At 72.2% G+C, this 25,103-nt stretch carries 20 protein-coding genes; 15 read left to right on the top strand and 5 right to left on the bottom strand.

Features of this window, described 5'->3' with window-relative positions; translation table 11 throughout:
* Window positions 1-22 precede the first annotated feature (22 nt).
* A complete protein-coding gene (locus ACGFML_RS33800) occupies window positions 23-544 on the bottom strand; it encodes a TerD family protein (RefSeq protein ID WP_393549472.1) in 522 nt (173 codons plus the stop codon).
* Between the two features lie 349 nt (window positions 545-893).
* Between ACGFML_RS33800 and ACGFML_RS33795 the strand changes: the two genes are divergently transcribed.
* Window positions 894-1,499, top strand: coding sequence for a YdbC family protein (locus tag ACGFML_RS33795; protein WP_393549471.1), 606 nt, complete (start codon window positions 894-896; stop codon window positions 1,497-1,499).
* A gap of 7 nt (window positions 1,500-1,506) precedes the next feature.
* Here the strand turns inward: ACGFML_RS33795 and ACGFML_RS33790 are convergent, their stop codons facing one another.
* On the bottom strand, window positions 1,507-2,274 hold the full coding sequence (locus tag ACGFML_RS33790; RefSeq protein ID WP_393549470.1) for a TetR/AcrR family transcriptional regulator C-terminal ligand-binding domain-containing protein: 768 nt from the start codon (window positions 2,272-2,274) through the stop codon (window positions 1,507-1,509).
* A gap of 164 nt (window positions 2,275-2,438) precedes the next feature.
* Between ACGFML_RS33790 and ACGFML_RS33785 the strand changes: the two genes are divergently transcribed.
* The 5 genes from ACGFML_RS33785 to ACGFML_RS33765 all read left to right on the top strand — a co-directional run bounded on the left by ACGFML_RS33785 (window position 2,439) and on the right by ACGFML_RS33765 (window position 7,509).
* A complete protein-coding gene (locus ACGFML_RS33785; protein WP_393549469.1) occupies window positions 2,439-4,055 on the top strand; it encodes an ABC-F family ATP-binding cassette domain-containing protein in 1,617 nt (538 codons plus the stop codon).
* A 187-nt stretch (window positions 4,056-4,242) separates the two neighbouring features.
* Window positions 4,243-4,902, top strand: a complete 660-nt coding sequence (locus ACGFML_RS33780) for a histidine phosphatase family protein (RefSeq protein ID WP_393549468.1) — start codon at window positions 4,243-4,245, stop codon at window positions 4,900-4,902.
* Between the two features lie 11 nt (window positions 4,903-4,913).
* A complete protein-coding gene (locus tag ACGFML_RS33775; RefSeq protein WP_393549467.1) occupies window positions 4,914-5,822 on the top strand; it encodes an ADP-ribosylglycohydrolase family protein in 909 nt (302 codons plus the stop codon).
* A 267-nt stretch (window positions 5,823-6,089) separates the two neighbouring features.
* Window positions 6,090-6,791 (top strand): ribonuclease HII, encoded by a 702-nt coding sequence (locus ACGFML_RS33770; protein WP_393549466.1) that lies wholly within the window; start codon window positions 6,090-6,092, stop codon window positions 6,789-6,791.
* A 67-nt stretch (window positions 6,792-6,858) separates the two neighbouring features.
* Window positions 6,859-7,509, top strand: a complete 651-nt coding sequence (locus ACGFML_RS33765; protein ID WP_393549465.1) for a hypothetical protein — start codon at window positions 6,859-6,861, stop codon at window positions 7,507-7,509.
* Between the two features lie 99 nt (window positions 7,510-7,608).
* On the opposite strand, the gene ACGFML_RS33760 is transcribed toward ACGFML_RS33765, so the two are convergent.
* Window positions 7,609-8,379 (bottom strand): hypothetical protein, encoded by a 771-nt coding sequence (locus tag ACGFML_RS33760; RefSeq protein WP_393549464.1) that lies wholly within the window; start codon window positions 8,377-8,379, stop codon window positions 7,609-7,611.
* Window positions 8,380-8,621: 242 nt separating this feature from the next.
* Window positions 8,622-10,787, bottom strand: coding sequence for a RecQ family ATP-dependent DNA helicase (locus ACGFML_RS33755; protein ID WP_393549463.1), 2,166 nt, complete (start codon window positions 10,785-10,787; stop codon window positions 8,622-8,624).
* Window positions 10,788-10,912: 125 nt separating this feature from the next.
* Here ACGFML_RS33755 and ACGFML_RS33750 point away from each other — a divergent pair, with 125 nt between their 5' ends.
* The 7 genes from ACGFML_RS33750 (at window position 10,913) to ACGFML_RS33720 (ending at window position 21,510) form a co-directional block, all read left to right on the top strand.
* Window positions 10,913-12,379, top strand: a complete 1,467-nt coding sequence (locus ACGFML_RS33750; RefSeq protein WP_393549462.1) for a DUF4192 domain-containing protein — start codon at window positions 10,913-10,915, stop codon at window positions 12,377-12,379.
* Window positions 12,380-12,594: 215 nt separating this feature from the next.
* On the top strand, window positions 12,595-14,601 hold the full coding sequence (locus ACGFML_RS33745) for a glycogen debranching N-terminal domain-containing protein (protein WP_393549527.1): 2,007 nt from the start codon (window positions 12,595-12,597) through the stop codon (window positions 14,599-14,601).
* Between the two features lie 49 nt (window positions 14,602-14,650).
* Window positions 14,651-15,415: an NUDIX domain-containing protein gene (locus tag ACGFML_RS33740; protein ID WP_393549461.1), complete on the top strand. Its 765-nt coding sequence runs from the start codon at window positions 14,651-14,653 to the stop codon at window positions 15,413-15,415.
* Between the two features lie 145 nt (window positions 15,416-15,560).
* Window positions 15,561-17,504 carry an ATP-binding cassette domain-containing protein gene (locus tag ACGFML_RS33735; RefSeq protein WP_393549460.1) on the top strand — a complete coding sequence of 648 codons (1,944 nt, stop codon included), beginning with the start codon at window positions 15,561-15,563 and terminating at the stop codon, window positions 17,502-17,504.
* A gap of 120 nt (window positions 17,505-17,624) precedes the next feature.
* A complete protein-coding gene (locus ACGFML_RS33730) occupies window positions 17,625-18,614 on the top strand; it encodes a FadR/GntR family transcriptional regulator (protein ID WP_393549459.1) in 990 nt (329 codons plus the stop codon).
* Between the two features lie 395 nt (window positions 18,615-19,009).
* Window positions 19,010-20,566, top strand: a complete 1,557-nt coding sequence (locus ACGFML_RS33725) for an RNA polymerase sigma factor (protein ID WP_393549458.1) — start codon at window positions 19,010-19,012, stop codon at window positions 20,564-20,566.
* 137 nt (window positions 20,567-20,703) lie between these two features.
* Entirely contained in the window at window positions 20,704-21,510 is an 807-nt protein-coding gene (locus ACGFML_RS33720) for a S1 family peptidase (protein WP_393549457.1), read from the top strand.
* 121 nt (window positions 21,511-21,631) lie between these two features.
* Here ACGFML_RS33720 and ACGFML_RS33715 read toward each other — a convergent pair whose 3' ends face one another.
* Complete coding sequence (locus ACGFML_RS33715; RefSeq protein ID WP_033267354.1) at window positions 21,632-21,862, bottom strand: hypothetical protein; 231 nt, start codon at window positions 21,860-21,862, stop codon at window positions 21,632-21,634.
* A gap of 445 nt (window positions 21,863-22,307) precedes the next feature.
* Here ACGFML_RS33715 and ACGFML_RS33710 point away from each other — a divergent pair, with 445 nt between their 5' ends.
* The gene (locus tag ACGFML_RS33710) at window positions 22,308-24,428 is read left to right on the top strand and encodes a type IIA DNA topoisomerase subunit B (protein ID WP_393549456.1); all 2,121 of its coding nucleotides are present in this window, start codon (window positions 22,308-22,310) and stop codon (window positions 24,426-24,428) included.
* Window positions 24,429-24,587: 159 nt separating this feature from the next.
* Window positions 24,588-25,076, top strand: coding sequence for a DUF1453 domain-containing protein (locus tag ACGFML_RS33705; RefSeq protein ID WP_393549455.1), 489 nt, complete (start codon window positions 24,588-24,590; stop codon window positions 25,074-25,076).
* Window positions 25,077-25,103 lie beyond the last annotated feature (27 nt).

Raw genomic sequence — 25,103 nt, 5'->3', positions numbered from 1 at the left:
TGAGCTCGCGGATCTCGGGCCGTCAGGCGCCCATCAGCCCGGCGAACGCGTTCGGGTCGGTGTCGAACCCGCGGAGTACGGCGCGGAAACGCCACTCACCCGCTTCGTCCCGGGTGAACTCGGCGACCGTGGCAGCCGTCGCCTGGGCGACATCGGCGAAGTCGTTCTCGGTCAGGGCGGTGTGTCCCTCGCGGACGAGTACGGCGGTGTTGGCGATGTCGCCGAAGGCCTTGCGGCCCTCGCCCTGCTGAATGGCGACGCCGACGACGACACGTGTGTAGGTCTCCGACAGCCGGTTGAGCTCCAGCGTCATGACCTCGTCGGCGCCGAAGCCCTTGCCCGTGCGGCTGTCCCGGTTGAGGTTGATGGTGCCGTCGGGCGACCTGCTGTCGAAGTGCACCAGATAGGCCGGTTCGCCGTGCGGCGCGTTCCCCGTGTACGTCGCCGCGATGATGTCGAGGTCATTGTCCGGGGTGCCGATGGGGCTGGGGTCCCACTTGAGGGTCACCTCGACCTTCTCTGTCCCTTTGTTGAGATTGCTCACCGGGCTCCCCCTTCGTCGCATGCTTCGTACCCGGGGCGGCTCCGCCCGGTCGTGCGGACAGGCTCCCCGGGACTTCCCCTTGGCGACCATCGTGCCACGCCGGAAGGGCCTGCGTGCGGCGTGAAGTGCGGCCGTGCCGAACGGGGTTGGGCGGGAGTGGTGGCTCGATCGTGCCGTCGGCCCGCCAAGCGGTGGCTGCGCCCCGGGAGTCATGATGACGGGCTGCGCACCGTGGCAGTTTCGTCGGGGTGCCGGGACGCCCATCCACCCGCGCCCGCAAAGGAGTTCCAGGTGCTCGGCAGGTGACGCGCAGTGATGCCCGGGGCGTTCTGGGCCTTACGATGGCGCGGTGCTGGTCAAGTGGATTCGCCTCACCGTCGTGGACCGTCGTGGGTTCGAGCGGGGGCAGCGGAAATGGGCGGGGCTGCTGGGTGAGCCGGGGTTCCGCGGGCAGGGCGGCGGCTGGAGCCGCAGCCGGCCGGGCGTCGCCCACCTGGTGGCCTTCTGGGAGAGTCGGGCGTTCTACGACTCCTTCATGGCCCGCTCCCACGACCGGCTGGCGGCCGCCCAGGTGGGCACCTTCAAGGACCACCAAGTGCGGCTCTTTGAGCACGAATTCGATGTGAAGGTGGGCTTCAAGCCGTCCTTCGGTGATGCGGATGTGCTGCGGCTGGCGCACAGTCAGGTGCGCCAGGACCGCGTCGATCACTTCATGCTGATGCAGGAGAAGGTCTGGAACCCGGCGATGGCGGGCTCGCCGGGCATGCTGCGGGGAATGCTGGGGAGGGCTCCGGGGGAGGAGTTCTTGGTGGTGTCGTTGTGGCAGTCGGCGGCCGAGCGCGGAAAGTACCGGCCCGAACGGATCGAACGGCTCGCGCTGCGCGCCCAGATAGCCGCGGACGTCCGGGCGATCGCGGGCGATGTGGTGCAGCTCGAGCCGTCGTGGACGGTGTGAGCCACGCTCAGGAACCGTCACCGGAAGCGGAACCCTGGCCGGGAGCGGAATGGGCGCCGGAACCGACACCCGGGTCGGGCGCGCCGGCCCCGCCGCCCGTGGTGAACGCCCCGGCTCGGGCGGCGGCCAGCGCCGCCGCCGCGGCTTGGTCGGCGAGCGCCTCGTCGACCGGCTCGCGGGTGATGAACAGGCGGAAGAAGATCGGTGCGCACACCGCCCGGGCCAGCGCGCCGGCGTCGACCCCGGCGCCCGGGGCCGGCCCGGCCGGAGCGTCGTCCGCCGCGGAGGGCAACTCCCCGCGCCCGGCAGCGCGTTCCACGATCACCCCGCAGCGCCGGAACCGCTCGGTGTAGTAGGCGCGCAGGGCCTCCGCGGCCCGCTGCGACTGGAATCCGGCCGCGATCATCGCGCAGCCGGACGCGGCCACCGCGGGGTCGGTGAAGGAATGGACGGTCTCGCGGGCGAGGGCGCGCAGGTCGCCTTCCAGGGACCCGGTGTCCGGCGGCAGCCAGCTGTCCTCGCCCGCCAGGTCCAGGGCGTCGGCGACCAGGCCCTCGAGATCTCCCCAGCGGCGGTAGAGCGTCGTCTTGTGCACGCCGGAGTGCTCGGCGACGTATTCGACGGTCAGGCCGGGATAGCCGTGGTCGGTCAGGCCGCTCAGTACGGCGTCGCGTACGGCGGCCCGGGTGCGGGCGGTGCGGCCACCGGGCCGCTGGGTGCCGGGCCGCTGGGTGCCGGGGCGTCGGGCACCCCTCGTCTCGTCATCGTCGCTCACGTCGGGCAATTGCAACTCCTGTTGCCTTAGCGGTGGCCGTGTGTCATCATCATCGTAACGCAACAGTCGTTGCATTTGTTGGTCGGGCGGAGCGCTGGGGGAGTGCTCGGCCATCGCTGCCCCGCCGGCCCGACGTACCCGCCGCCGACCAGACGGAGGTTTGCTTGCCCACTCAGATCTCGTTGCACGAAGTCACCAAGTCCTACGCCGACCGACCCCTGCTCGACGCCGTATCGCTGTCCGTGCGCCCCGGAGAGCGCGTCGGGATCGTGGGGGAGAACGGCGCCGGGAAGTCGACCCTGCTGCGCATCATCGCGGGCGTCGAACAGCCCGACGACGGCCACGTCGTGCTCAGCGCCGACGGTGGCACCGGCTACCTCGGCCAGATCCCCGACCTCCCACCGCACCACACCGTCCAGGACGCCGTCGACGCGGCCCTGGCGGACCTCAGACGGATGGAGAGCCGACTGCGGTCGCTGGAGCAGGGCCTCGGCAGCGCCGAGGCCGGGCAGCTGACGGAGTACGGCGATCTGCTCACGCTCTTCGAGCTGCGCGGCGGCTACGAAGCCGACGCCCGGGTCGACAAGGCCCTGCACGGCCTGGGCCTGCAGCGACTCGACCGCGACCGACTGCTCGGCAGCCTGTCCGGAGGCGAGCAGGCCCGGCTCGGTCTCGCCTGCCTGATCGCTGCGTCCCCCGAGGTCATGCTCCTGGACGAGCCGACCAACCACCTCGACGAGGCCGCCCTGGACTGGCTGGAGGAGGCCCTGCTCGCCCACCGCGGCACCCTGCTCACCGTCTCCCACGACCGGCTCTTCCTCCAGCGGATCGCCACCGCGATCGTCGAAGTGGACGCCGACCGCCGCACCCTCGCCAGGTACGGCGACGGCTACGGCACCTTCGTCGCCGCCAAGGCCGCGGCCCGCCGCCGCTGGGAGCAGGACCACGCCCGCTGGTGCGAGCAGCTGGCGCAGCTCACCGACTTCGCGGCGGGCAGGGCGCGCAGTGTCGCCCAGGGCCGTGGCATCAAGGACGGCAACAAGATGGCCTACGACCGGGCCGGAGGCCGCGTCCAGTCCTCCGTCTCCAGCAGAGTGCGCAACGCCGAGGAGCGGCTGCGCAGACTGCGCGAGGCGCCGGTGCCCGCTCCGCCGGATCCGCTCCGCTTCCGCGCGCAGCCCGGCACGGGCGAGGCGGAGGGAACCCTCGTCTCCCTCGAGGGCGTGCGGGTCGGATCCCGTCTGGCAGTGGACGCCTTCTCCGTGTCCGCCGGCGAGCGATTGCTGGTCCACGGCGCCAACGGCGCGGGCAAGACCACGCTGCTGCGGGTTCTGGCGGGAGTCACCGAGCCGGACAGCGGCACGGTCCTCCGCCGCGGACGCATCGGCCTCCTGGCCCAGGAGATTCCCGTCTCGCGCCCCGCCGAGCCGCTGCTGGCCGCCTTCGGCCGAGGGCTGACCGGGGACGCCGAGGAGCTGTCCGCTCTGCTGCTCTCCTTCGGGCTCTTCCGCGAGCGTGACCTCCGCGTGCCGGTCGGGGCGCTGTCGGCCGGCCAGCGGCGCCGGCTGTCCCTGGCCCGGCTGCTGGCCCGCCCGGCCGACCTGCTCCTGCTGGACGAACCGACCAATCACCTCGCCCTCGGCCTCGTCGAGGAGGTGGAGGAGGCCCTCGCACAGTGGCCCGGCGCCCTGGTCGTCGTCTCCCACGACCGGCTGCTGCGCAGGCGCTTCGGTGGCCGCCCCTACGAGATACGCGACGGCCGGCCGGCGCTCACCGGCTGATGTCCCCGCCCGACGTTCCCCGCCCGACGCCGGACGGAGAGGTCACCCGGCCGGTGCGGCCGGTGCGGGTTCGAGCGTGGTGGCCGGGGGCGGGAGCGCCGACCGCGGAATCCGGCGCGCAGCGATCGGCCCACCGCGGCCGCAGCAGCATGCGGCATGTACAGAGCAGGCGTTTTAGGCTGGCGGCATGGCCCGGCCCCGACGCATCGTCCTCATCCGCCACGGAGAGTCGGAGGGGAATGTCGACGACACCGTGTACGAACGGGAACCCGACCACGCGCTGCACCTCACCAAGGCCGGCCAGCGGCAGGCGGAGGAGGCCGGCGGCTCACTGCGCGAGATGTTCGGCGACGAACGGATCTCCGCCTACGTCTCGCCGTACCGCCGCACCCACCAGACCTTCCGGGAACTGGGACTGGACCCCGCCAACATCCGCGTCCGGGAGGAGCCGCGGCTGCGCGAGCAGGACTGGGGCAACTGGCAGGACCGCGACGACGTCCGCCGGCAGAAGGCCTACCGCGACGCCTACGGCCACTTCTTCTACCGCTTCGCCCAGGGCGAGTCCGGCGCGGACGTCTACGACCGGGTCGGGGCGTTCCTGGAAAGCCTGTGGCGCAGCTTCGAGGACCCGCACCACCCGCCGAACGTCCTGATCGTCACCCACGGCCTGACCATGCGGCTGTTCTGCATGCGATGGTTCCACTGGTCGGTGGCGGACTTCGAGTCGCTGTCCAATCCGGGCAACGCCGAATCGCGCACCCTGCTCCTCGGCCCGGACGGACGCTACTCGCTCGATCGGCCGTTTGACCGCTGGTGTGTACCCGAGCCTTATGGCGTCACCGGTTAGAGTGCACACCGATGACCGCCGACCACCGTGACGCAGACCGCCGCGAGCGGGCTCTGGCGAGCCTGCGCGGACTGGCCGTGGGTGACGCCCTCGGATCCCAGTTCTTCGTCCCCGCCCATTACCCCTCCCTCAAGCGCCGTGAGCTGCCCCCGTCCCCCTGGCAGTGGACCGACGACACCGAGATGGCCTGCTCCGTCCTGGCCGTGCTCACCGCCCACGGCCGGATCGACCAGGACGCGCTCGCCCGCTCCTTCGCCGACCACCACGACTTCGACCGCGGCTACGGCCCGGCCGTCAACCGCCTCCTCCGGCTGATCCGCGAGGGCGGCGACTGGCGCGAACTCTCCTCGGCGCTCTTCAACGGCCACGGGTCCTGGGGGAACGGCGCCGCCATGCGCATCGCCCCCCTCGGCGCCTGGTATGCCGATGACCCCGAGCAGGCCACCCACCAGGCGGAGATCTCCGCCTACACCACGCACCAGCACCGCGAGGCCGTGGTCGGCGCCATGGCCGTGGCCGCCGCGGCCGCCCTGGTGGCCGACCCGTCGCGGAGCCTGGGCCCCGAGGACCTCTTGGACGGCGTCCTGGCCCTGATCCCGCGCAGCGCCGTACAGGCCGGACTGCGGCGGGCCCGCGACATGCTCGACTACGCCGACTCCGGCACCGTCGCCGCCGTCCTGGGCTGCGGCCGGCGCACCAGCGCCCACGACACCGTCCCCTTCACGCTCTGGGCTGCGGCCCGCCACCTCGGCGACTTCGAGAAGGCGTTCTGGGCCACCGCCCAGGCCGGCGGCGACGTCGACACCACCTGCGCCATCGTCGGCGGCATCGTCGCCTCCCACCCCGGCGGCGCCCCGCCCCGGGCCTGGTCGGACGGCACCGAGTCCCTCCCGGCCTGGGCGCCCCTGCCCGCCAGCTGATCACGGCCCACCGGCGCCCCAACGGGCGTCGCCGGCAGCCGAGTTCACCCCCGTGAGCCGCCGCGCACGCACCGGGCCACCCGGCGTCCGCCACCGCACCGGCCCACCCGGCGTCCGCCACCGCACCGGCCCACCCGGGCCCCGTGTCGAACGCCCCCCGGAACGGCCCCGTCCACGCCCCCGGCGAAGCCTGCGCGCACCCGGTCGGCACGGAATCCGTATCCGGTGCGGACGGCTGCGCCGAATAGGCGTACGCTTGCTGGCGCCATGCCGTACGAGCCCCCCACCCATACCGTCGAGCGATCGCTTCGCGCCACGACGGGAGCCAAGATCGTTGCAGGTGTCGACGAGGTCGGGCGCGGAGCCTGGGCGGGACCGGTCAGCGTCTGTGCAGCCATCACCGGTCTGCGCCGGCCACCCACCGGACTCACCGATTCCAAGCTGCTGACCGTCAAGCGCCGCACCGAACTGTGCGGTCTGCTCGGCGACTGGGTCACGTCGTACGCCCTGGGGCACTCCTCGCCGCAGGAGATCGACGAGCTGGGCATGACCGCGGCACTCCGGCTCGCTGCCGTCCGCGCCCTGGAGGCGTTGCCGGTCCGGCCGGACGCGGTCATTCTCGACGGCAAGCACGACTACCTGGGCACGCCATGGCGGGTCCGCACGGTCATCAAGGGGGACCAGTCCTGCGTCGCGGTCGCCGCCGCGTCCGTGATCGCCAAGGTGCGACGCGACGCGATGATGGCCGAACTGGGCCTGGAATACACCGACTTCGACTTCGCGGCCAACGCCGGCTACCCCTCACCGACCCATCGCACCGCCCTGGAGGAGTACGGTCCAACGCCGCACCACCGAGTGTCGTGGTCCTACATGGACGCCCTGCCCCGGTGGCGGCACCTGAAGAAGGTGCGCGTCACCCCCGAAGCAGCCGCTCTGAAGGCCGGTGGCCAACTCGGCTTCGACTTCTGAGCGGTGCGGGACGTCAATTCGGTACCCGATGACGTGTCCCGCACTTACGTTTGATAGACATCCCTTTATGCCTCTCATCCCCGAGGAGCCTCAGATTCACGAGAGTGTCCCGGGTCCCCGCGCAACTCCGGCCGCCGGCCGTACCGCGCCGACCCCCCGCCCCGTTCCTGGTCCCGGCCCGCGCCCCGCGCCTCCGCGTGGTGCTCCCGCCTCCAGTGCGCGTCCGGGCAAGCCCGGACCCGCTGCCCCGCCGCGTGGGCCCGTCGCCGCACCGCCGGCGCAGCGCACCGGCCCCCCGCAGCCCGCAGCCGCCCACCCCGACGCCACCACAGAAGCGCAGCTCCAGCTGATCCCGGCACCCGCCGACGGCGCCATCGACGCCGCCGACGAAGCCGTCGACCTGCTGCTGGACGCCGGGCGGGCACCGTCCGAGATCCTGGTGCTCACCACGGGCGAAACCCACCCGTGGGCCGCCCACGAGCTGTCCTTCGGTGAGGCGTCCTACTGGGCCCAACACGACGCCGCGGACGACGTGTTCTACGCGGACGCCGCCGCCGACCGTGCGGCCGGACGTCCCGTGGTGGTCGTCGCCGTCAACGGTGGCACGGACGAGGTCGCCGCCCAGGCGCTGCCCTCGGCCATGGCCCGTGCCGGCACCCTGCTGGTCGTCTGCGGCGACCCGCAGCGCATCAACGCCGTTCTCGGCGCCAACGCCTGAGCGAAGTCCGCGCGAAGCAGCCCGTCGGCCACCGGCCGGTCGGGCCTGCTGGCGTTCCCGCAGCCCCGCGCGTCCGTCCCCGGCGCCGTCCGACGGCGATCAGCGGGCGGCGGTGTGCCGCTGGGCCTGAACGGCGCCGCCCCCGGAACACCGTGGCGCCGCACGGTTGCCGCCGAGCGGCGGCTCGGCCGACGGCAGCGCCCCCGACGCCGGCACACGCGGCGAGGGCAGATGAGGCGGCAGGTGCGGGGGCACGGTGAGAGCCGGCGCCCCCCGGCGTGCTTCCCCGCGGGCAGGCTCCGCGCGAGGCGCCCGCGGCCCCGGCGACACCGGTCCGTCCGGCCGCGACGGTCGCGGCCGCCGCCCGCCGCGTTCCTCTCCCAGCACCTGCCAGCGGTCCCGGGTCAGGGCGATGTACGGCCCGCACCGCAGCCCGTGCAGGGTGCAGGCATCGCGCAGTCCCCACATCCACGCCCCGTCCGCCTCCGTCCAACGAGGCTCGCCCTCACGGCAGTAGAGCAGCACGGCCGTCCGCACCGGGGACCGCAGCCGCAGATCATGCGGAATGACCCGGCGCAGATGCGCCAGCAGCACATTGCGGAACTCCCAGCCGTCGGGCAGGGTCGCGGGCTCCGTGAAGGATGCGCTGGCCGCCACCCGCTCCAGCGGATCCAGCACCGCCACGACGGCGGTCGACGGCCCTGGACGATGCCGGTCGTGCAGGCCGGTGACGACCTCCCGGGGGTTGCGCAACAGCGGAATACCGGCCGACGCCCACTCGGAGGGCTCCAGCATCCGGCTCAGCCGGGCAGCGGAATCGGCGGACGCGGGCCGGGAAACATTCGCGGGCGGGGCGAAACCGAAGACCACGGCTCTCCCTTCGTCTACGCGTCCACGTGACGGGCGACGGTCGGGCGCGAGCGCACCACGACACGGCCCTGCCTGACCGCGGACGGCCGGTACGGGAAGCAACTCCAATTCTTCCTGTCGTACACGCATGCGGCAACGAGCAATTCGCCGCACACCCCGGAATCGCCCGGTGCGTGTCGGTAATCCTGCCCGCCGCACCGGCCTCTGATGCTCGCCGGCCCCGGCTCCCGCCTCCGGGACGGCTAGCCCTGTACGGCGAGGACCAGCGGAAACACGCCCTCGGCACCCGCACCGCGCAGCAGTCGAGCGGCCACCGCCAGCGTCCAGCCGGTGTCCGCGTAGTCGTCCACCAGCAGCACCGGGCCGCCCGCCTCCGCCAGCGCCTTCGCCAACTCCGGCGGCACGCCGAGCGAACCGTGCAGCGCGCGCAGCCGCTGGGCGCTGTTGCTGCGCGGAATCCGGCCGTCCGCGCCGTCGTCCGGCGAGGTCACCGTGCCCAGGAACGGCATCCTGCCCACCGTCGCGATCCGCTCCGCGAGGGAGTGGATCAACTGCGGTCGGGTGCGCGAGGAGAGACACACGACGCCTCTCGGGCGCGCCGGTGCGTCCGCCGCTCCGGAGGCCCAACCCCCGGGCCCCTTGGCCCAGTCGGCGAGGACCGTGACCACGGCGGCCGCGACATCGTCGGGCACCGGGCCGTCCGCGGCCTGCGGCGTGAGCATCGGCCGCAGGCGGTTGCCCCAACCGATGTCGGACAGCCTGCCCAGGGCCCGGCCAGTGGCGGCCAGCTCACCCGCCGGGATGCGCCCCTTGAGGTCGACCCCGATCGCCGGAAGCCCCGTCGGCCACATACGCCGCGGCTCCACCTCCACACCCGGGCGCCCCAGCTCACCGCGCGCGGCATCCAGCGCCGTGGTCGACACCTCGGCGGTGAACCTGGCCCCGGCGCAGTTGTCACAGCGGCCGCACGCCACCGCCTCCCCGTCGTCCAGCTGCCGCCGCAGAAACTCCATCCGGCAGGCCGTCGTACCGGCGTAGTCGCGCATGGCCTGCTGCTCCGCCGCCCGCTGGCGGGCCACCCACGCATAGCGCTCCGCGTCGTACGACCACGGCCGTCCGGTGGCCGTCCACCCGCCCTTCACACGGTGCACCGCCCCGTCCACGTCGAGCACCTTGAGCATGATCTCGAGGCGGGAGCGGCGCAGCTCGACCTGCGGCTCCAGAGCCGGCAGGGACACCGGACGGTCGGCGGCCGCCAGAACGTCCAGCGTCCGGCGCACCTGCTCCTCGGGCGGGAACGCGAGCGAGGCGAAGTACGTCCAGATCGCCTCGTCCTCACGGCCGGGCAGCAGCAGCACCTCGGCGTGCTCGACGCCACGGCCCGCCCGCCCCACCTGCTGGTAGTACGCGATGGGCGACGACGGCGAGCCCAGGTGCACCACGAACCCCAGGTCGGGCTTGTCGAAGCCCATTCCCAGTGCGGACGTCGCCACCAGTGCCTTGACCCGGTTGGCGAGCAGATCGTCCTCGGCCTGCTGCCGGTCGGCGTTCTCGGTCTTGCCGGTGTACGCGGACACGGTGTGACCCCGGTGCCGCAGGAACGCCGTGACCTCCTCGGCCGCGGCCACCGTCAGCGTGTAGATGATCCCCGAGCCCGGCAGTTCGTGCAGATGGTCCGCCAGCCAGGCGAGCCGGTGCGCGGCGTCCGGCAGGGACAGCACCCCCAGACTCAGGCTCTCCCGGTCCAGCGGGCCGCGCAGCACCAGCGCCTCCGCCGTGCCCTCACCCGTCCCCAGCTGCTCGGCGACGTCGGCCGTCACCCGGGCGTTGGCAGTGGCGGTCGTGGCGAGCACCGGCACCCCGGGCGGCAGGTCGGCGAGCATCGTGCGCAGCCTGCGGTAGTCCGGCCGGAAGTCATGGCCCCAGTCGGAGATGCAGTGCGCCTCGTCGACCACCAGCAGGCCGGTGGCGGCGGCCAGCCTGGGCAGCACCTGATCGCGGAAGTCGGGGTTGTTGAGCCGCTCGGGACTCACCAGCAGCACATCGACCTCGCCCGCGGCCACCTCGGCCTGCACGCTCTCCCACTCCTCGGTGTTGTAGGAGTTGATCGTGCGGGCCCGGATCCCGGCCCGCGCGGCCGCCTCGACCTGGTTGCGCATCAGCGCGAGCAGCGGGGAGACGATCACCGTCGGCCCGCTGCCGCGCGCTCGCAGCAGCGCCGTCGCGACGAAGTAGACCGCGGACTTGCCCCAGCCCGTGCGCTGCACGACCAGGGCTCGGCGGTGGTCGGCGACCAGCGCCTCGATCGCCCGCCATTGATCCTCGCGCAGCCGGGCCTTTCCGTCGGGATCCCCGACGAGTCGGGTCAGGACGGCATCGGCCGAGGCGCGCAGGTCTTCGTTGCTCATGCCCCCATGCAACCCGATGCCACTGACAACGCGCGAACGCCCGCCCCAACCTGTGGAAAACCACGTCACCCGTGAGTTATCCACAGGGGTCGCGCGGCTCTGGCCGTCCGCGGGATCTTCGAGGCATGAATCCGCACAGCGAACCGTCCGAGCCCGACTCTCCCGACAACTCCTCGCCGGCCGGGCATGCCTCGTCCCACTCCTCTCATCCCTCCGGGCCCGCGGCATTCTCCGGCCCTGCCCGTCCCGCCGGCGCCACCTCCGGCCCGTCCTCCGGCGCCACTCCCGCCCCGCCCGCCGAGCCCCTGGTCATCCTGCGCGGCCCCGCCGAACTCGCCGACGCACTCCCGTACCTCATGGGCTTCTATCCGGACGACAGCGCCGTCCTCGTCGCCCTGCACGGGGAGCGCGGACGGTTCGGCGGCCGGGTCCGGCTCGGGATCCCGACGGATGCCGCGCAGTGGCCGGATGCCGCCGACCAGCTCGCCGACTGCCTGATCTCCGGCTCGCAGGACCGTGCCGGACGCCCCGACGCCGTCCTCGTCTTCCTGTGCCAGGAGCCCGCGGCGGGGGAGAGCGGCAAGGACGTCAAGGACCGGCTCCGCCCTCTCGCCCAGCGGCTCAGGACCGCCTGCGGAGCCCTGGACGTCCCGGTACTCGAAGCGCTGTGCCTCGCCAACGGCCGCTACTGGTCCTACTGCTGCCCGGACTTCCGCTGCTGCCCCGTCGACGGCACACCCCTGGTGATGCCCGGCACGTCCGTGATGGCCGCGGCCGCCGCCTACTCGGGAATGCAGGTGCGCGGCTCGCTCAAGCAGATGGAGGCCCGGCTGGCGCCCCGTACCGGCCCCCGGGGCGACGACCAGGAGAAGTCCCTCGACGCCGCGGCCGCCGCGCTCGTACCCAGCATGCTCCGCCCGGACGGAGCGGCCGCCGTCCGCCGCGACACCCTCGAGCTGGCCGAGACGATGATCCGCCGCTTCCGTCTGGACACCCCCTCCGGCAGCAACCGGGCCAGGGACGCCTGCGACGACGCGCTGATCACCGACGCCGAGGCGGCCGCCCTCATCCTCGGACTCCAGGACCGCCTCACCCGCGACCGGGCGGCGGAGTGGATGGAGGGCTCCGCGGCGGCGCCCGCCCTCAGGCTCTGGCGCGCCCTCGCCCGCCGCTGCGCCGGCGGCTATCTCGAACACGCCGTGGCACCGCTGACCCTCGCCGGATGGGTCTGCTGGGCCACCGAGGACGCGCCCTCGGCACGCGTCACGCTCGGCCGTGCCCTGAGCATCGACCCCGGCTACGCCTTCGCCGACCTGCTGCACCGCGCCATCAACGACGGCCTCGATCCGGAGCCACTGCGCCGCTGCCTGCGCGAGCAACGCACCGAGCACGCGGCGGCCCTCGCCCCGGGCTCGCCCACCACACCCGCCGAGGAGGCGCCCCGCCAGACCGCCCCACGGTCGCCGTCCACCCGATCCGGGGGCGCCGACCGCCCGCTCGGACCACGCGGCGGCACCCGTCCCGGCGGCCGTACGACCGGGGGACGCACCAGGCGCCGGGCCGGCCGGGACGGCGACCGGAGCCGGCGGTGAGCGGCGCGGCACTGCCCGGCCGGCGTGACCTGGGTCCCGGCCGGGCCGTTCACGAGGGGGGCGCAGGCCGTACGGAGCCCCGACACCACCAGGGAGCGCAGAGCGTGCCAGGCATCGTCCCCACCACCCCGCAGGCCCGCCGGCCGTCCGCCGCGCGGCGCCCTGCGCGACCCCGCATTCCCCAGCCCCAGCCCGTCCACTCCTCGCTGATCTGCATCTCCCTGCCCGCTCTCGCCGTCTCGTCCGCCTCGGGGCAGCTGACCGGCCACGGCCTGGACGGCTACTACCGCGACGGCCTGCGGATCCTGTCCCGCTGCGAGGTGCGGGCCGCGGGCGGGGAGCCCCTCGTGGTCCAGGGGCGACTGACGTCCGCACACTGCGCGCGGTTCGTCGCGACGATCCGCAGAACGGGCGACCGGGGCCCGGATCCGGAGATCCGGATGGAGCGGCTGCGGTCCGCCGACGGCACCGAGCAGATCACCTTCCGCAGCAGCGCACCCCGGCACGTTCGGCTGCCGGTCGAGATCAGGCTGGGCACCGACCTCGCAGAACTCGGCGCCGTGGCCGTCGGGCTCTCCGGCCCCGAACTACGGGCCGCGGTCCATGGTTCGGGGCTTCGCTGGTCGGGTGCCGGAGTCCACGCGGTGCTCTCCGCGACCCCGGCGCCCCAGGACGCGCTGGCGTCGGCGGGCCTGCTGCGCTGGGAACTGGACGTGCCGCCCGGCAGCCACCGCACCGTCGAACTGCGGGTCAGGCTCGAGCGGGACGCCGAACTCCCGCCGGAAGGCCACCTGACCGGACGGCGGCGGGGCGGGGGCACCTCGGCCCCCGCCCCGCGGGACACCACACCTGCCCTTCGCACCCGCGGCGACCGGCCGCCACGCCCCTGGTCGCACGCACGGCTGGAGTGCGACGACCACCGCGCCGACGCCCTCCTGGCGGGCAGCCTCGATGACCTGTACGGCTTGCTGACGCGCGACCCCGCAGCGCCCCAGGACGTGTACGTCGCCGGCGGCTTCCCCTGGCGGTGCGGCCTCGCCCCGGCAGAGGCGCTCTGGACCGCCCGGATGCTGCTGCCGCTGGGCACCCGGCTCGCCGGGGGCACCCTGCGAGCACTCTCCCGTACCCAACAAGCCACGCCAGGGGCGGATTTCGGCCGAATTCCGGGAGCGCTCCGGGACGCCGGACCGCACGCCCCGCCGAGCTGCACGGGTATCGAAGCCACCCTGCTGTTCCCCACCGTCCTCGCGGAGGCCCGCCGCTGGGGTCTGCCCGACCACGAGACGGAGCGGCTGCTGCCCGCCGCGGAACGCTGCCTGCGATGGCTGCGCACCGCTACCGAAGCGACGGGCGGAGAAGGCGGCGGTTACCTCCCCGACCCCGTGCCCGACGGACCGTTCCGCTGTGAGACCCAGGCCCACGCACACCGTGCCGCACTCCTGGGCGCCGATCTCCTCGATGCCGCCGGATACCGCGAAGCGGCGGAGCTGCGGGAGTGGGCAGCGGATCTGCGCGCCCGGTTCCGGACGGACTTCTGGCTCGAGGACCGTGCGGGCGGCCGTCCCGCCGCGCTGATCGGCGGCGACGGCCGGCCGCTGCCGCACCTCGGATCCACCGCGGCGCATCTCCTCGACACCGGCCTGCTCGGCGGTGGCGCCCTCGCCCCCGGCCTGCTGGACGCGGGGCAGACGGACCAACTCGCCCGGCTCCTGAGCGGCCCGGCCCTGGACACCGGCTGGGGCCTGCGCGGGCTGAGCTCCAAGGAGAGCGGTTACAACCCGTTCGGTCACCGCAGCGGCGCGGTCCGCGTGCACGAGACGGCGACCGCCGTCGCCGGCCTGGCCGCGGCCGGCCATGACAAGACGGCCGGCGTCCTGGCCCGCGGCGTCCTGGACGCCGCGGACGGATTCGGCCACCGCCTCCCGGAGATGTACGCGGGCGAGCAGCGCACCGCCGGCGCCGCCCCCGTCCCGCATCCGGCGGCCTGCCGACCCGCGGCCGTCGCTGCGGCCGGCGCCGCCCAGATATTGATCGCCCTGGCAGGCCTGCGCCCCGACGTCCCCGCGGGGACGGTGGCCCTCCGGCCGCTCGGCAGCGCGCCACTGGGCGCGATGCAGTTCACCGGCCTGAGGATCGCGGAACAGCCGTTCGCCGTACGGATCAGCAGACTCGGCATGGGAATGGTGGAAGTGGCGGCAGACGGTCTGCAACTGGGCTCCTGACAGACGACAAGACCTGTTTATCGTCAGGCGGACGACTATGATCGCGGGCATGCCTCCCTACGACCCGTCGGCCTTTCCGCCCTTCGCCGTCACCGTCGACCTGGTCGTGCTCACCGTGCGCGGCCATGCGCTGTGCGCGCTGGCAGTGCGCCGCGGTGAGCCGCCGTTCCAGGGCCGCTGGGCCCTGCCCGGCGGCTTCGTCCGGGTCGACGAGGACCTCGAGGAAGCGGCCGCGAGGGAACTCGCCGAGGAGACCGGCCTGCACGCGCAGTCCGCATCGGGTACGCCGCCTGCGTACGGCGCGCACCTCGAACAGCTCGCCACCTACGGCGACCCCGGGCGTGACCCCCGTATGCGGGTCGTCAGCGTCGCGCACCTCGTCCTCGCGCCCGACCTGCCCGCCCCGCGGGCCGGTGGCGACGCGCACAGTGCGCGCTGGGCACCGGTCGAGACCCTCCTGGACCAGGACGGCGCCCATGCCCGTGAAGGTGAACTGGCGGCGCCACTGGCCTTCGATCACGCGCAGATCCTCGACGACGGCGTCGAGCGGGCACGCTCGAAGATCGAATACTCCTCCCTCGCCACGGCCTTCTGCCCGCAGGAGTTCACCGTCGGCGAGCTGCGGCGGGTCTACGAAGCGGTCTGGGGCGTCTCTCTGGACCCGCGCAACTTCCACCGCAAGGTGACCGGCACCCCAGGCTTCCTGGTGCCCACCGGTGGCACGACAACCCGTCAGGGCGGCCGCCCCGCACAGCTGTTCAGGGCCGGCGGCGCGACGCTCCTCAACCCACCGATGCTGCGCCCGGAGGTCTGATCCGACCCCGGCGAGGACGGGACACGACGGAACATCATCACTCGGCAATTACGGGTAAATAGGACATATAGCGTTACCTTGGCCGAGTGAGCCCTCTCGTATCGCCCGTGACCGCCGAACGGTCTCACGCCCCGCGAGGGACGCGATGATCCAGGCCGTCGGACTGACCAGCGCCCCCCGCGGCGAACTCCCGCCCGCCGTCGACGACCTGACCTTCGAAGCGCGGCCAGGGCACATCACCGTGCTCCTGGGCGGCGCCGGAGCAGGCAAGACCACCGCCCTGCGGCTGATTCTGCAACTCGAACGCGGCCGCGGCGTCGCCCTCTTCCGCGGCCGCCCCCTGCACCGCATCCCGAACCCGGCCCGCGAACTCGGCGTCCTCCTGGGCGACGCCCCGGCCGACCCGTCCCGCACGGCCCGCACACATCTGCGCATGCTCAGCGCCGCCGCCGGAGTCCCGCCCACCCGAGCCGACGACGTCCTCGACCTCGTCGGCCTCAGCGGGCTGGCCGACCAGCGCCTGGGCGAGTTCTCCCGCGGCATGGACCGCCGGCTGGGCCTGGCCGCGGCGCTCATCGGCGACCCCCACACCCTCGTGCTCGACGAACCCGCCGACGGGGTCTCGCGGCGCGAAGCGGCCTGGATGCACGACCTGCTGCGCGGTTACGCGGCACAGGGTGGCGCCGTCCTCACCACCTCCCGCGATGCCAAGGAGAGCGCCCGGCTCGCCGACCGCGTCGTCACCGTCGGCGAAGGTCGACTTGTCGCTGATCAGGAAGCTGCCGACTTCGCGCGCACCCGCCTGCGCCCCCGGGTGGCCGTCCGTTCCCCACAGGCCGACCGGCTCGCCACCCTCCTCGTCGACGAGTCCCAGCGTGCCGACCACGCCGCGGACCCCGTCGTCGCGCGCGTCATCGAGGTCGTCCGCGAGAGCGGCACCCGCCTCGCCGTCTACGGCAGCAGCTGCGCCGCCGTGGGGGAGGCCGCCTACCGCCACGGCATCCTGGTGCACCAGCTCGCCGACGAGGTCGGCGACACCGGCCCGGTCACCCCGCTCGAGCGCGCCGACGGCCGCCCCTCGGGCCCTGCCGCCGGCACCCCGGCCACGCCCGCGCTCTCGGCCGACGCGCTCCCCGCGCCCGTCCCGAGGCCGATGGTCCGCGTCCTCCAGGCCGCCCGCGCCGCCATCGCCCCCAAGGGCTCGGACACCGTGTCCGACACCCTCACCCTCCCGGTCGTCGCGGCCACCGTCCCCGCGGCCCGCCCGGCCCGATCCTCGGCGCCGGCGGTCGAAAAGCTCGCCATCCCCCGCCTGCCCGCCCCCGGCCCCGCCTGGCCCCTGCGCTACGAACTGCGCCGCACGCTCAGCGACCGCGCCGGCCTGCTCGCGGCCGCCGCATCCGTCCTCCTCTCCCTGGGCCTGGCGCTGCTGCTGGCCCGGCACGGCGAGGCCCCGATGTCCCGTGTGCTCATGGGCTGGCCCCGTGAGCTGCCCTTCCCTCCGGCTGCACTCGGTGCCGGACTCCTCGGCGCACTCGCCTTCGGCCAGGAGTTCCGCTACCCCGCCCTCGCCGCCGAACGCGGCACCGTCCCCCGACGCCTGGGACTGCTGATCGCCAAGCTCCTGGTCAGCGGCGCCGCCGCACTGCTCCTCGGCCTCTTCGTACTCGTCGCCGACGAGGCCGGCGTCCGCAGCCTGTTCGGACCGCAAGCCGCCGTGAGCATCACCGAATGGCCACTTCTCGCCGCCGGTTGGATGGGGCTGCTGATCTGCTGCGCCTGGGCGGGCGTCCTCGCCGCCGGCGTATTCCGGTCCACCGCAACGGGGTTGGCCGCCGTACTCGCCGTGCCCGTCGTCGTCCTGCCGCTCGTGCAGAGCGCGGTCGCCGAGCCCGCGGCACGGTCACTGGTGGGGCTCCCGGGGCGACTGGGGTCGTCGGCTCTCTACCGCTGGCCTTCCGGAATCGACCAGGGCGTAACGGTCGTCATGCGACTTGTGACCCAACCCGTAGGCAGTGCGATGGCGTTGTCGCTGACCCTGCTGGTCTGCGCGTACGCCCTCACGATGTTTCGGGGATGGGCGCGCTGACCACGGATGGCGCCCGTTTCGCGGCCCTGTTGTTGCGCCGCTGTCCGCAAGTCACCACAGGCGGCGCGTTTCCTTCCGATAAAGCGTCAATTGAGAGATGACGGGCGATCACCCTTTCGTGTGCTTTTCACCAAAGACCTCAAGGGTGTTCAGGGTGTCGCCGACAAAAGAGGCGTGAGTACCCTTGCGCACACCATGATGACCGCGGCTCGCCCCGGCGACACCGGCCTCGCAGGTCCGGGCGAGCTTGACCGCTACTCCTACGCCAACGGTTCCCCTGCCGCGAACGCGACAGGCGTGGACCGCACCGAGCGCGTCTCGCCGGTGTGGGACGGCTCCGAAGCCGACATGGGCCGGGTCGGCCGGCGTGCCGCCGGCAGCCGCGGCCGCGGCCTGCACGGCCAACTCGTCCAGCAGCTGGGCCAGATGATCGTCTCGGGCGATCTCGGCGCAGACCGCCCGCTAGTCCCCGAGGAGATCGGCCAGCGCTTCGAGGTCTCGCGGACCGTCGTCCGCGAGTCGCTGCGCGTCCTCGAGGCCAAGGGCCTGGTCAGCGCCCGCCCGAACGTGGGCACCCGGGTCCGCCCGGTCAGCGACTGGAACCTCCTCGACCCCGACATCATCGAGTGGCGGGCCTACGGGCCGCAGCGCGACGACCAGCGCCGCGAGCTGTCCGAGCTGCGCTGGACCATCGAGCCGCTCGCCGCCCGCCTCGCCGCCTGCCACGGCCGCGAGGACATCCAGCAGCGGCTCGCCGACATGGTCGAGATCATGGGCCACTCCGCCGCCCAGGGCGACACCGTGACCTTCGGCCGCGCCGACGCAGAGTTCCACACCCTGCTGCTGCAGCTGGCCGGGAACCGCATGCTCGAGCACCTCTCGGGCATCGTCTCCTCCGCGCTCCACGTCTCCGGCGGCCCCTCGGGTGGCTGCGAGCGCCCGATCGAGACGTCCGTGGGCCAGCACATGCGGATCGTGGACGCCATCGGCTCCGGCGACGCCACGGCGGCCGAGTCCGCGATGCGCCAGCTCCTCGCCGCCCACGGTGAGGTCGGCCAGGGCTCCGGGACGCCCGACGGTCACGTCGTTCCCGCGCCCCGCGAGCACTGAAGGCCCGTACCCGAACACGTGCGGACCGTAGGCGCCGCGCGGGTGGGTGCCCCGCCGCTCCTTCGGTCGGGTGCGCCGGACGTGTCGAGGCGCGCGAGATCGTCGGATCCGGGAGCGTCGCCCGGATCCGACGATGCGCCTTAGGAGGATTGCATGTCATATGACTGGGAATGGGTCGTTATGGGGTGTGACTCGGGCCACGCAGATTGGGCGTAACGCTCTTCGGGGAAGCGCGATGACTTAAGAGGTGATAGCCGAGGAAGGAATGCGGACGGCGTTCGTGACGCTGTTCAACTCCCCGGTTGCCCGCGCGCCGTCGGTTCATCCCCACCGGCGGTCGTCGGCTCCGATCCACACAGGACGGGGTCGGAAGCCGTTTCCATCGTTCCGAGAGGTTGTTCGTGTCGGCCAGCACATCCCGTACGCTCCCGCCGGAGATCGCCGAGTCAGAGTCTGTGATGGCGCTCATCGAGCGGGGAAAGGCTGATGGGCAGATCGCCGGCGATGACGTGCGTCGGGCCTTCGAGGCTGACCAGATTCCGCCAACCCAGTGGAAGAACGTTCTGCGCAGCCTCAACCAGATCCTCGACGAGGAGGGTGTGACGCTGATGGTCAGTGCCGCAGAGGCGCCCAAGCGCACCCGCAAGAGCGTCGCAGCGAAGAGTCCGGCAAAGCGCACCGCCACCAAGACCGTCGCGGCCAAGACCGCCACGGTGAAGAAGGCCACCGCCGCGTCCGCCGCCCCGATGGCGGATCCGTCCGGTGAGACCGACCCCGCGCCTGCCAAGAAGGCAGCGGCAAAGAAGGCCGCAGCCAAGAAGACGGTCGCCAAGAAGACGGTCGCCAAGAAGACCACCGCCAAGAAGACCGCGGCCAAGAAGGACGTCGACGAGCTGCTCGACGACGAGGCCACCGAGGAGACCCCGGCGGCCGGCAAGGGCGAGGCCGCCGCCGATGTCCCCGAAGGCACCGAGAGCGCCGGCTTCGTCCTGTCCGACGACGACGAGGACGACGCGCCCGCGCAGCAGGTCGCCGCTGCCGGCGCCACCGCCGACCCGGTCAAGGACTACCTCAAGCAGATCGGCAAGGTCCCGCTGCTCAACGCCGAGCAGGAGGTCGAGCTCGCCAAGCGCATCGAGGCGGGTCTGTTCGCCGAGGACAAGCTGGCGAACGCCGACAAGCTCGCACCGAAGCTCAAGCGTGAGCTGGAGATCATCGCCGAGGACGGCCGCCGGGCGAAGAACCACCTCCTGGAGGCCAACCTCCGTCTGGTCGTCTCCCTGGCCAAGCGGTACACCGGCCGCGGCATGCTCTTCCTGGACCTGATCCAGGAGGGCAACCTCGGTCTGATCCGCGCGGTCGAGAAGTTCGACTACACCAAGGGCTACAAGTTCTCGACCTACGCGACTTGGTGGATCCGCCAGGCCATCACCCGCGCCATGGCCGACCAGGCCCGCACCATCCGCATCCCCGTCCACATGGTCGAGGTCATCAACAAGCTCGCGCGCGTCCAGCGCCAGATGCTCCAGGACCTGGGCCGCGAGCCCACCCCGGAGGAGCTGGCCAAGGAACTCGACATGACCCCCGAGAAGGTCATCGAGGTCCAGAAGTACGGTCGCGAGCCGATTTCGCTGCACACCCCGCTGGGCGAGGACGGCGACAGCGAGTTCGGTGACCTCATCGAGGACTCCGAGGCGGTCGTCCCGGCCGACGCCGTCAGCTTCACGCTCCTGCAGGAGCAGCTGCACTCGGTGCTGGACACCCTCTCCGAGCGCGAGGCCGGCGTGGTCTCGATGCGTTTCGGCCTCACCGACGGCCAGCCCAAGACACTGGACGAGATCGGCAAGGTCTACGGCGTCACCCGCGAGCGGATCCGCCAGATCGAGTCGAAGACCATGTCCAAGCTGCGTCACCCGTCGCGGTCCCAGGTGCTGCGCGACTACCTCGACTAGCCGAACGGCCACGGACCCTCCTGCGAGCCCGGTACCTCCTTTGTGGAGGGGCCGGGCTCGCCGCCGTCCGGGTGCGGGGGGCATCCGTTTGGGTCACTCTGGGTGGGCGACCACTGTCCCCAGAGTCAGGAGTCCGTATGCGTCCGTCCCACGCCGTTCTCGGAGCCCTCGCACTGGTCTTCGCCGCACCGACAGCCGCGACAGCGGACGGGTCGGTGGTCGGCGGCTCGCCGGTGGGCGTCTCACAGAGTCCATGGGCGGTCGCACTCGCCTCCCACACGCGGTTCGGTGCCGCGCGCTCCGGGCAGTTCTGCGGTGGCGTCCTCGTCGGCAGCTCGACGGTGGTGACTGCTGCGCACTGCCTGAGCAGAGAAGTGCTGGGTGTGCCCTGGCAGCAGGTGAGCGATCTGCGGATCGTCGTCGGACGTGACAACCTCGCTCGCCACGGCGGCCAGGAGATCAAGCCCGCCAAGATATGGGTGAACCCGGCCTACGACAGCTGGACGAACGAGGGCGACATGGCCGTCCTCACGCTGGCCAAGCCGGTCAGGAACCGCCCGATTCCCATAGCGAGCCAAGACGACGACGCCTACCAGGCGGGCAACGCGGCTACGGTCTACGGCTGGGGGGACATGACCGGTGAGGGCAGCTACGCCTCCCGGCTGAGGTCGGCCGAGGTGAATGTGCTCCAGGACGCGGTCTGCGCGAAGGCGTACCCCGGCAACGCCGACGGAACGTACAAGCCCGTTTCCATGCTGTGCGCGGGGGAGCCGGGGGGCGGGCGGGACGCCTGCCAGGGGGACAGTGGTGGGCCGCTGGTGGTGCACGGGCGCCTGGTGGGGTTGGTGTCGTGGGGGACCGGATGCGGCAAGGCCGGCAGCCCCGGCGTCTATACGCGTGCTTCCGCCCTGCTCCCGGCGGTGTCCGGGCACGGGGCGGGTTGAGTGGGGTCGGGGATGGAAGGAAGCGGCCGAGCGTACGAGTGCGGGCGGCCTCCCCGGTGGTGCCGGGGGACCGCCCGCCGCACGGCCTCAGCCGCTACTCGCTCGTCGGGGATGCGAAGTGTCAGCGTTCCTCGTCGGACGCGGACGCCGGAGGGGCGGTCAGCCGCTCCGTCTCGTCCTGTATTTCCGCGGCGATCTTCTTGAGTTCTGGCTCGAACTTGCGACCGTGGTGGGCGCAGAAGAGCAGTTCGCCGCCGGACATCAGGACGACGCGCAGGTATGCCTGGGCGCCGCAGCGGTCGCAGCGGTCAGCGGCCGTCAGCGGGCTCGCGGGTGTCAGAACAGTAGTCACGTCGCCTCTTCTCTAGCTCGACGAGCTGTCGTACCAGGGTCAACATCCAACCAGGCCGAAAACGTTCCCGCTTGTGCCTTTTCCTCGAAAAAACTTCTTCGAGGGGGCCGGGTGCTGCCGGGTGGCGGCGAATGAGCCGTATTGCTTGGTGGTCTGATTCACATTGGTTGTCGTTGTCAGCCCTCCCGGCTGGATTGCCGGTCGTTGATGAGGACGTGCCCGGAGCCTAAATGGTTCATGCCTGGAAGGGAACGTGATGTGCACGTCACTGGGACGTCATACTATCGAGGGATCGAACATGTGAGCGAAATCGGACTACCATGGACGTGGTTACGGGTGGCGTCACATCGGCTCTACCAGGCCTCGGTACCCTCTCACCGGTGACACCGCCACAACCGAGTCCGCGGAATGCGGACTGCCAGAAATTCAGCGAGGAGCGAACCGCGTGACCGCCGAGATGTCCGTGCCGTCCACCGCCGTGCTGACCGGGGCAGACCGGGACGGATCCAACTACACCGCGCGGCATCTGCTCGTCCTCGAGGGTCTGGAGGCCGTCCGCAAGCGCCCTGGCATGTACATCGGCTCGACGGACAGTCGCGGCCTGCTGCACTGCCTGTGGGAAATCATCGACAACTCCGTCGACGAGGCGCTGGGCGGCTACTGCGACCACATCGAGGTGATCCTCCACGACGACGGGTCGGTGGAGGTCCGAGACAACGGCCGAGGGATCCCCGTCGACGTCGAGCCCAAGACCGGGCTCAGCGGCGTCGAGGTCGTGATGACCAAGCTCCATGCCGGTGGAAAGTTCGGAGGCGGCTCCTACGCGGCCTCCGGTGGCCTGCACGGCGTCGGTGCCTCCGTCGTCAACGCCCTCTCCGCACGACTCGACGTCGAGGTCGACCGCAACAGCAAGACGCACTCCATCAGCTTCCGCCGAGGGGTCCCCGGGGTCTTCACCGAATTTGGCCCCGACGCCCCCTTCGACCCGGGCAACGGCCTGATCAAGGGCAAGCGCGTCGCCAAGGCGAAGACCGGCACCCGGGTCCGCTACTGGGCCGACCGGCAGATCTTCCTCAAGGACGCCAAGCTCTCCCTGGAGACGCTGCACGCCCGCGCCCGCCAGACGGCCTTCCTGGTGCCCGGCCTGACCCTCGTCGTCCGCGACGAGCGCGGCATCGACGGCGCCGGCAAGACCGAGGAGACCTTCCGCTACGACGGCGGCATCAGCGAGTTCTGCGAGTACCTCGCCCAGGACAAGGCCGTCTGCGACGTCCTGCGCCTCACCGGCCAGGGCAGCTTCAAGGAGACCGTCCCCGTCCTGGACGACCGCGGGCACATGACACCCACCGAAGTCACCCGCGAACTGGGCGTCGACATCGCACTGCGCTGGGGCACCGGCTACGACTCGACCGTCAGGTCGTTCGTCAACATCATCGCCACGCCCAAGGGCGGCACCCACGTCTCCGGCTTCGAGCGTGCGATCGCCAAGACCGTCAACGAGGTCCTGCGCGGCCAGAAGCTGCTGCGGGTAGCCGAGGACGACGTCGTCAAGGACGACGCCATGGAGGGCCTCACCGCGGTGGTGACGGTACGGCTCGCCGAGCCGCAGTTCGAGGGGCAGACCAAGGAGGTGCTCGGTACCTCCGCCGCCTCTCGGATCGTGGCGCAGGTGGTCAGCCGCGAGCTCAAGGCATTCCTGACCTCCACCAAGCGGGACGCCAAGCAGCAGGCCCGTTCCGTCCTGGACAAGGTCGTCGCCGCGGCCCGCACCCGCATCGCCGCCCGCCAGCACAAGGAGGCCCAGCGGCGGAAGACGGCCCTGGAGTCCTCTTCCCTGCCGGCCAAGCTCGCCGACTGCCGCAGCGACGACGTCGACCGCAGCGAACTCTTCATCGTCGAGGGCGACTCGGCACTCGGCACCGCGAAGCTGGCCCGCAACTCCGAGTTCCAGGCGCTGCTGCCGATTCGCGGCAAGATCCTCAATGTCCAGAAGTCATCGGTCTCGGACATGCTCAAGAACGCCGAGTGCGGCGCCATCATCCAGGTCATAGGGGCCGGATCCGGCCGCACCTTCGACATCGACGCCGCCCGCTACGGCAAGGTCATCTTCCTCGCCGACGCCGACGTCGACGGCGCCCACATCCGCTGCCTGCTGCTGACTCTCTTCCAGCGCTACATGCGGCCGATGGTCGAACAGGGCCGGGTCTTCTCCGCCGTACCGCCGCTGCACCGCGTCGAACTCGTCAGCCCCAAGAAGGGCCAGGACAAGTACATCTACACCTACTCGGACAACGAGCTGCGCCAGACGCTGCTCGAGCTCCAGCGCAAGAACGTCCGCTACAAGGACAGCATCCAGCGCTACAAGGGCCTGGGTGAGATGGACGCGGACCAGCTCGCCGAGACCACCATGGACCCGCGCCACCGGACTCTGCGGCGGATCAACATCAGCGACCTCGAAGCGGCCGAGAAGGCCTTCGATCTCCTGATGGGCAACGAGGTCGCCCCCCGTAAGGAGTTCATCACCAACTCCGCCTCCACGCTGGACCGCTCGCGCATCGACACCTGATCCGACCGCGGCCTCCCGTCGGGCGTCTCTCCACCCCCGGGTGGAGAGACGCCCGACACGTTTTCCACCCGCGGCCCACCCCTGCTCCGATCCGGCCGGCCGGGCCCTCTCCGTAGCGTCGGGAGCGTCGAAACTCCCCGTCCCACGGAGGCCCAGGCCATGAGCGGCTTGCTCACCATCGTCGCGATCACCGCGGTTGTCGTGCTCGTACTCGTGCGGCAGTTCACCGCCCGGCGCGTCACGTCGGAGGGCGGGAAGTGGTGGCTGATCCCCGTCGTCCTGACGGTCGTGGCGTGCCGGGAGCCCGGCCTGGTGGATCCCGCCCACCGCACGGCCTCCGTCGCGCTGCTCGGTGTGGGAATCCTGCTCGCGCTGGTGAGCGGAGCCGCCTGGGCCTGGACCACTCGTATGTGGACGGACGCGGACGGTGGTGTGTGGACCAAGGGAGGTTGGGCGACGGCGGGTGTGTGGTTGTGCGGCATGGCGGTACGTGTCGCGCTCCTGGGGGCCGGCTCGCTCATGGGCGTCCACCAGGGCAGCCCGGCACTCACCCTGTCGGTGGCCGCGATGCTGCTGTCCCGGACCGGCGTCATCGCCTGGCGGGCCCAGGCCGCGCAGCGGACGTACCGTGTCCCTGTCGCCGGCTGACCCCGTCGCGCGCCCCCCGACCGCCAC

This window comes from Streptomyces sp. NPDC048650, from assembly GCF_043199095.1.
Taxonomy (GTDB): domain Bacteria; phylum Actinomycetota; class Actinomycetes; order Streptomycetales; family Streptomycetaceae; genus Streptomyces.
This window is presented reverse-complemented; position numbering and strand designations above follow the sequence as displayed.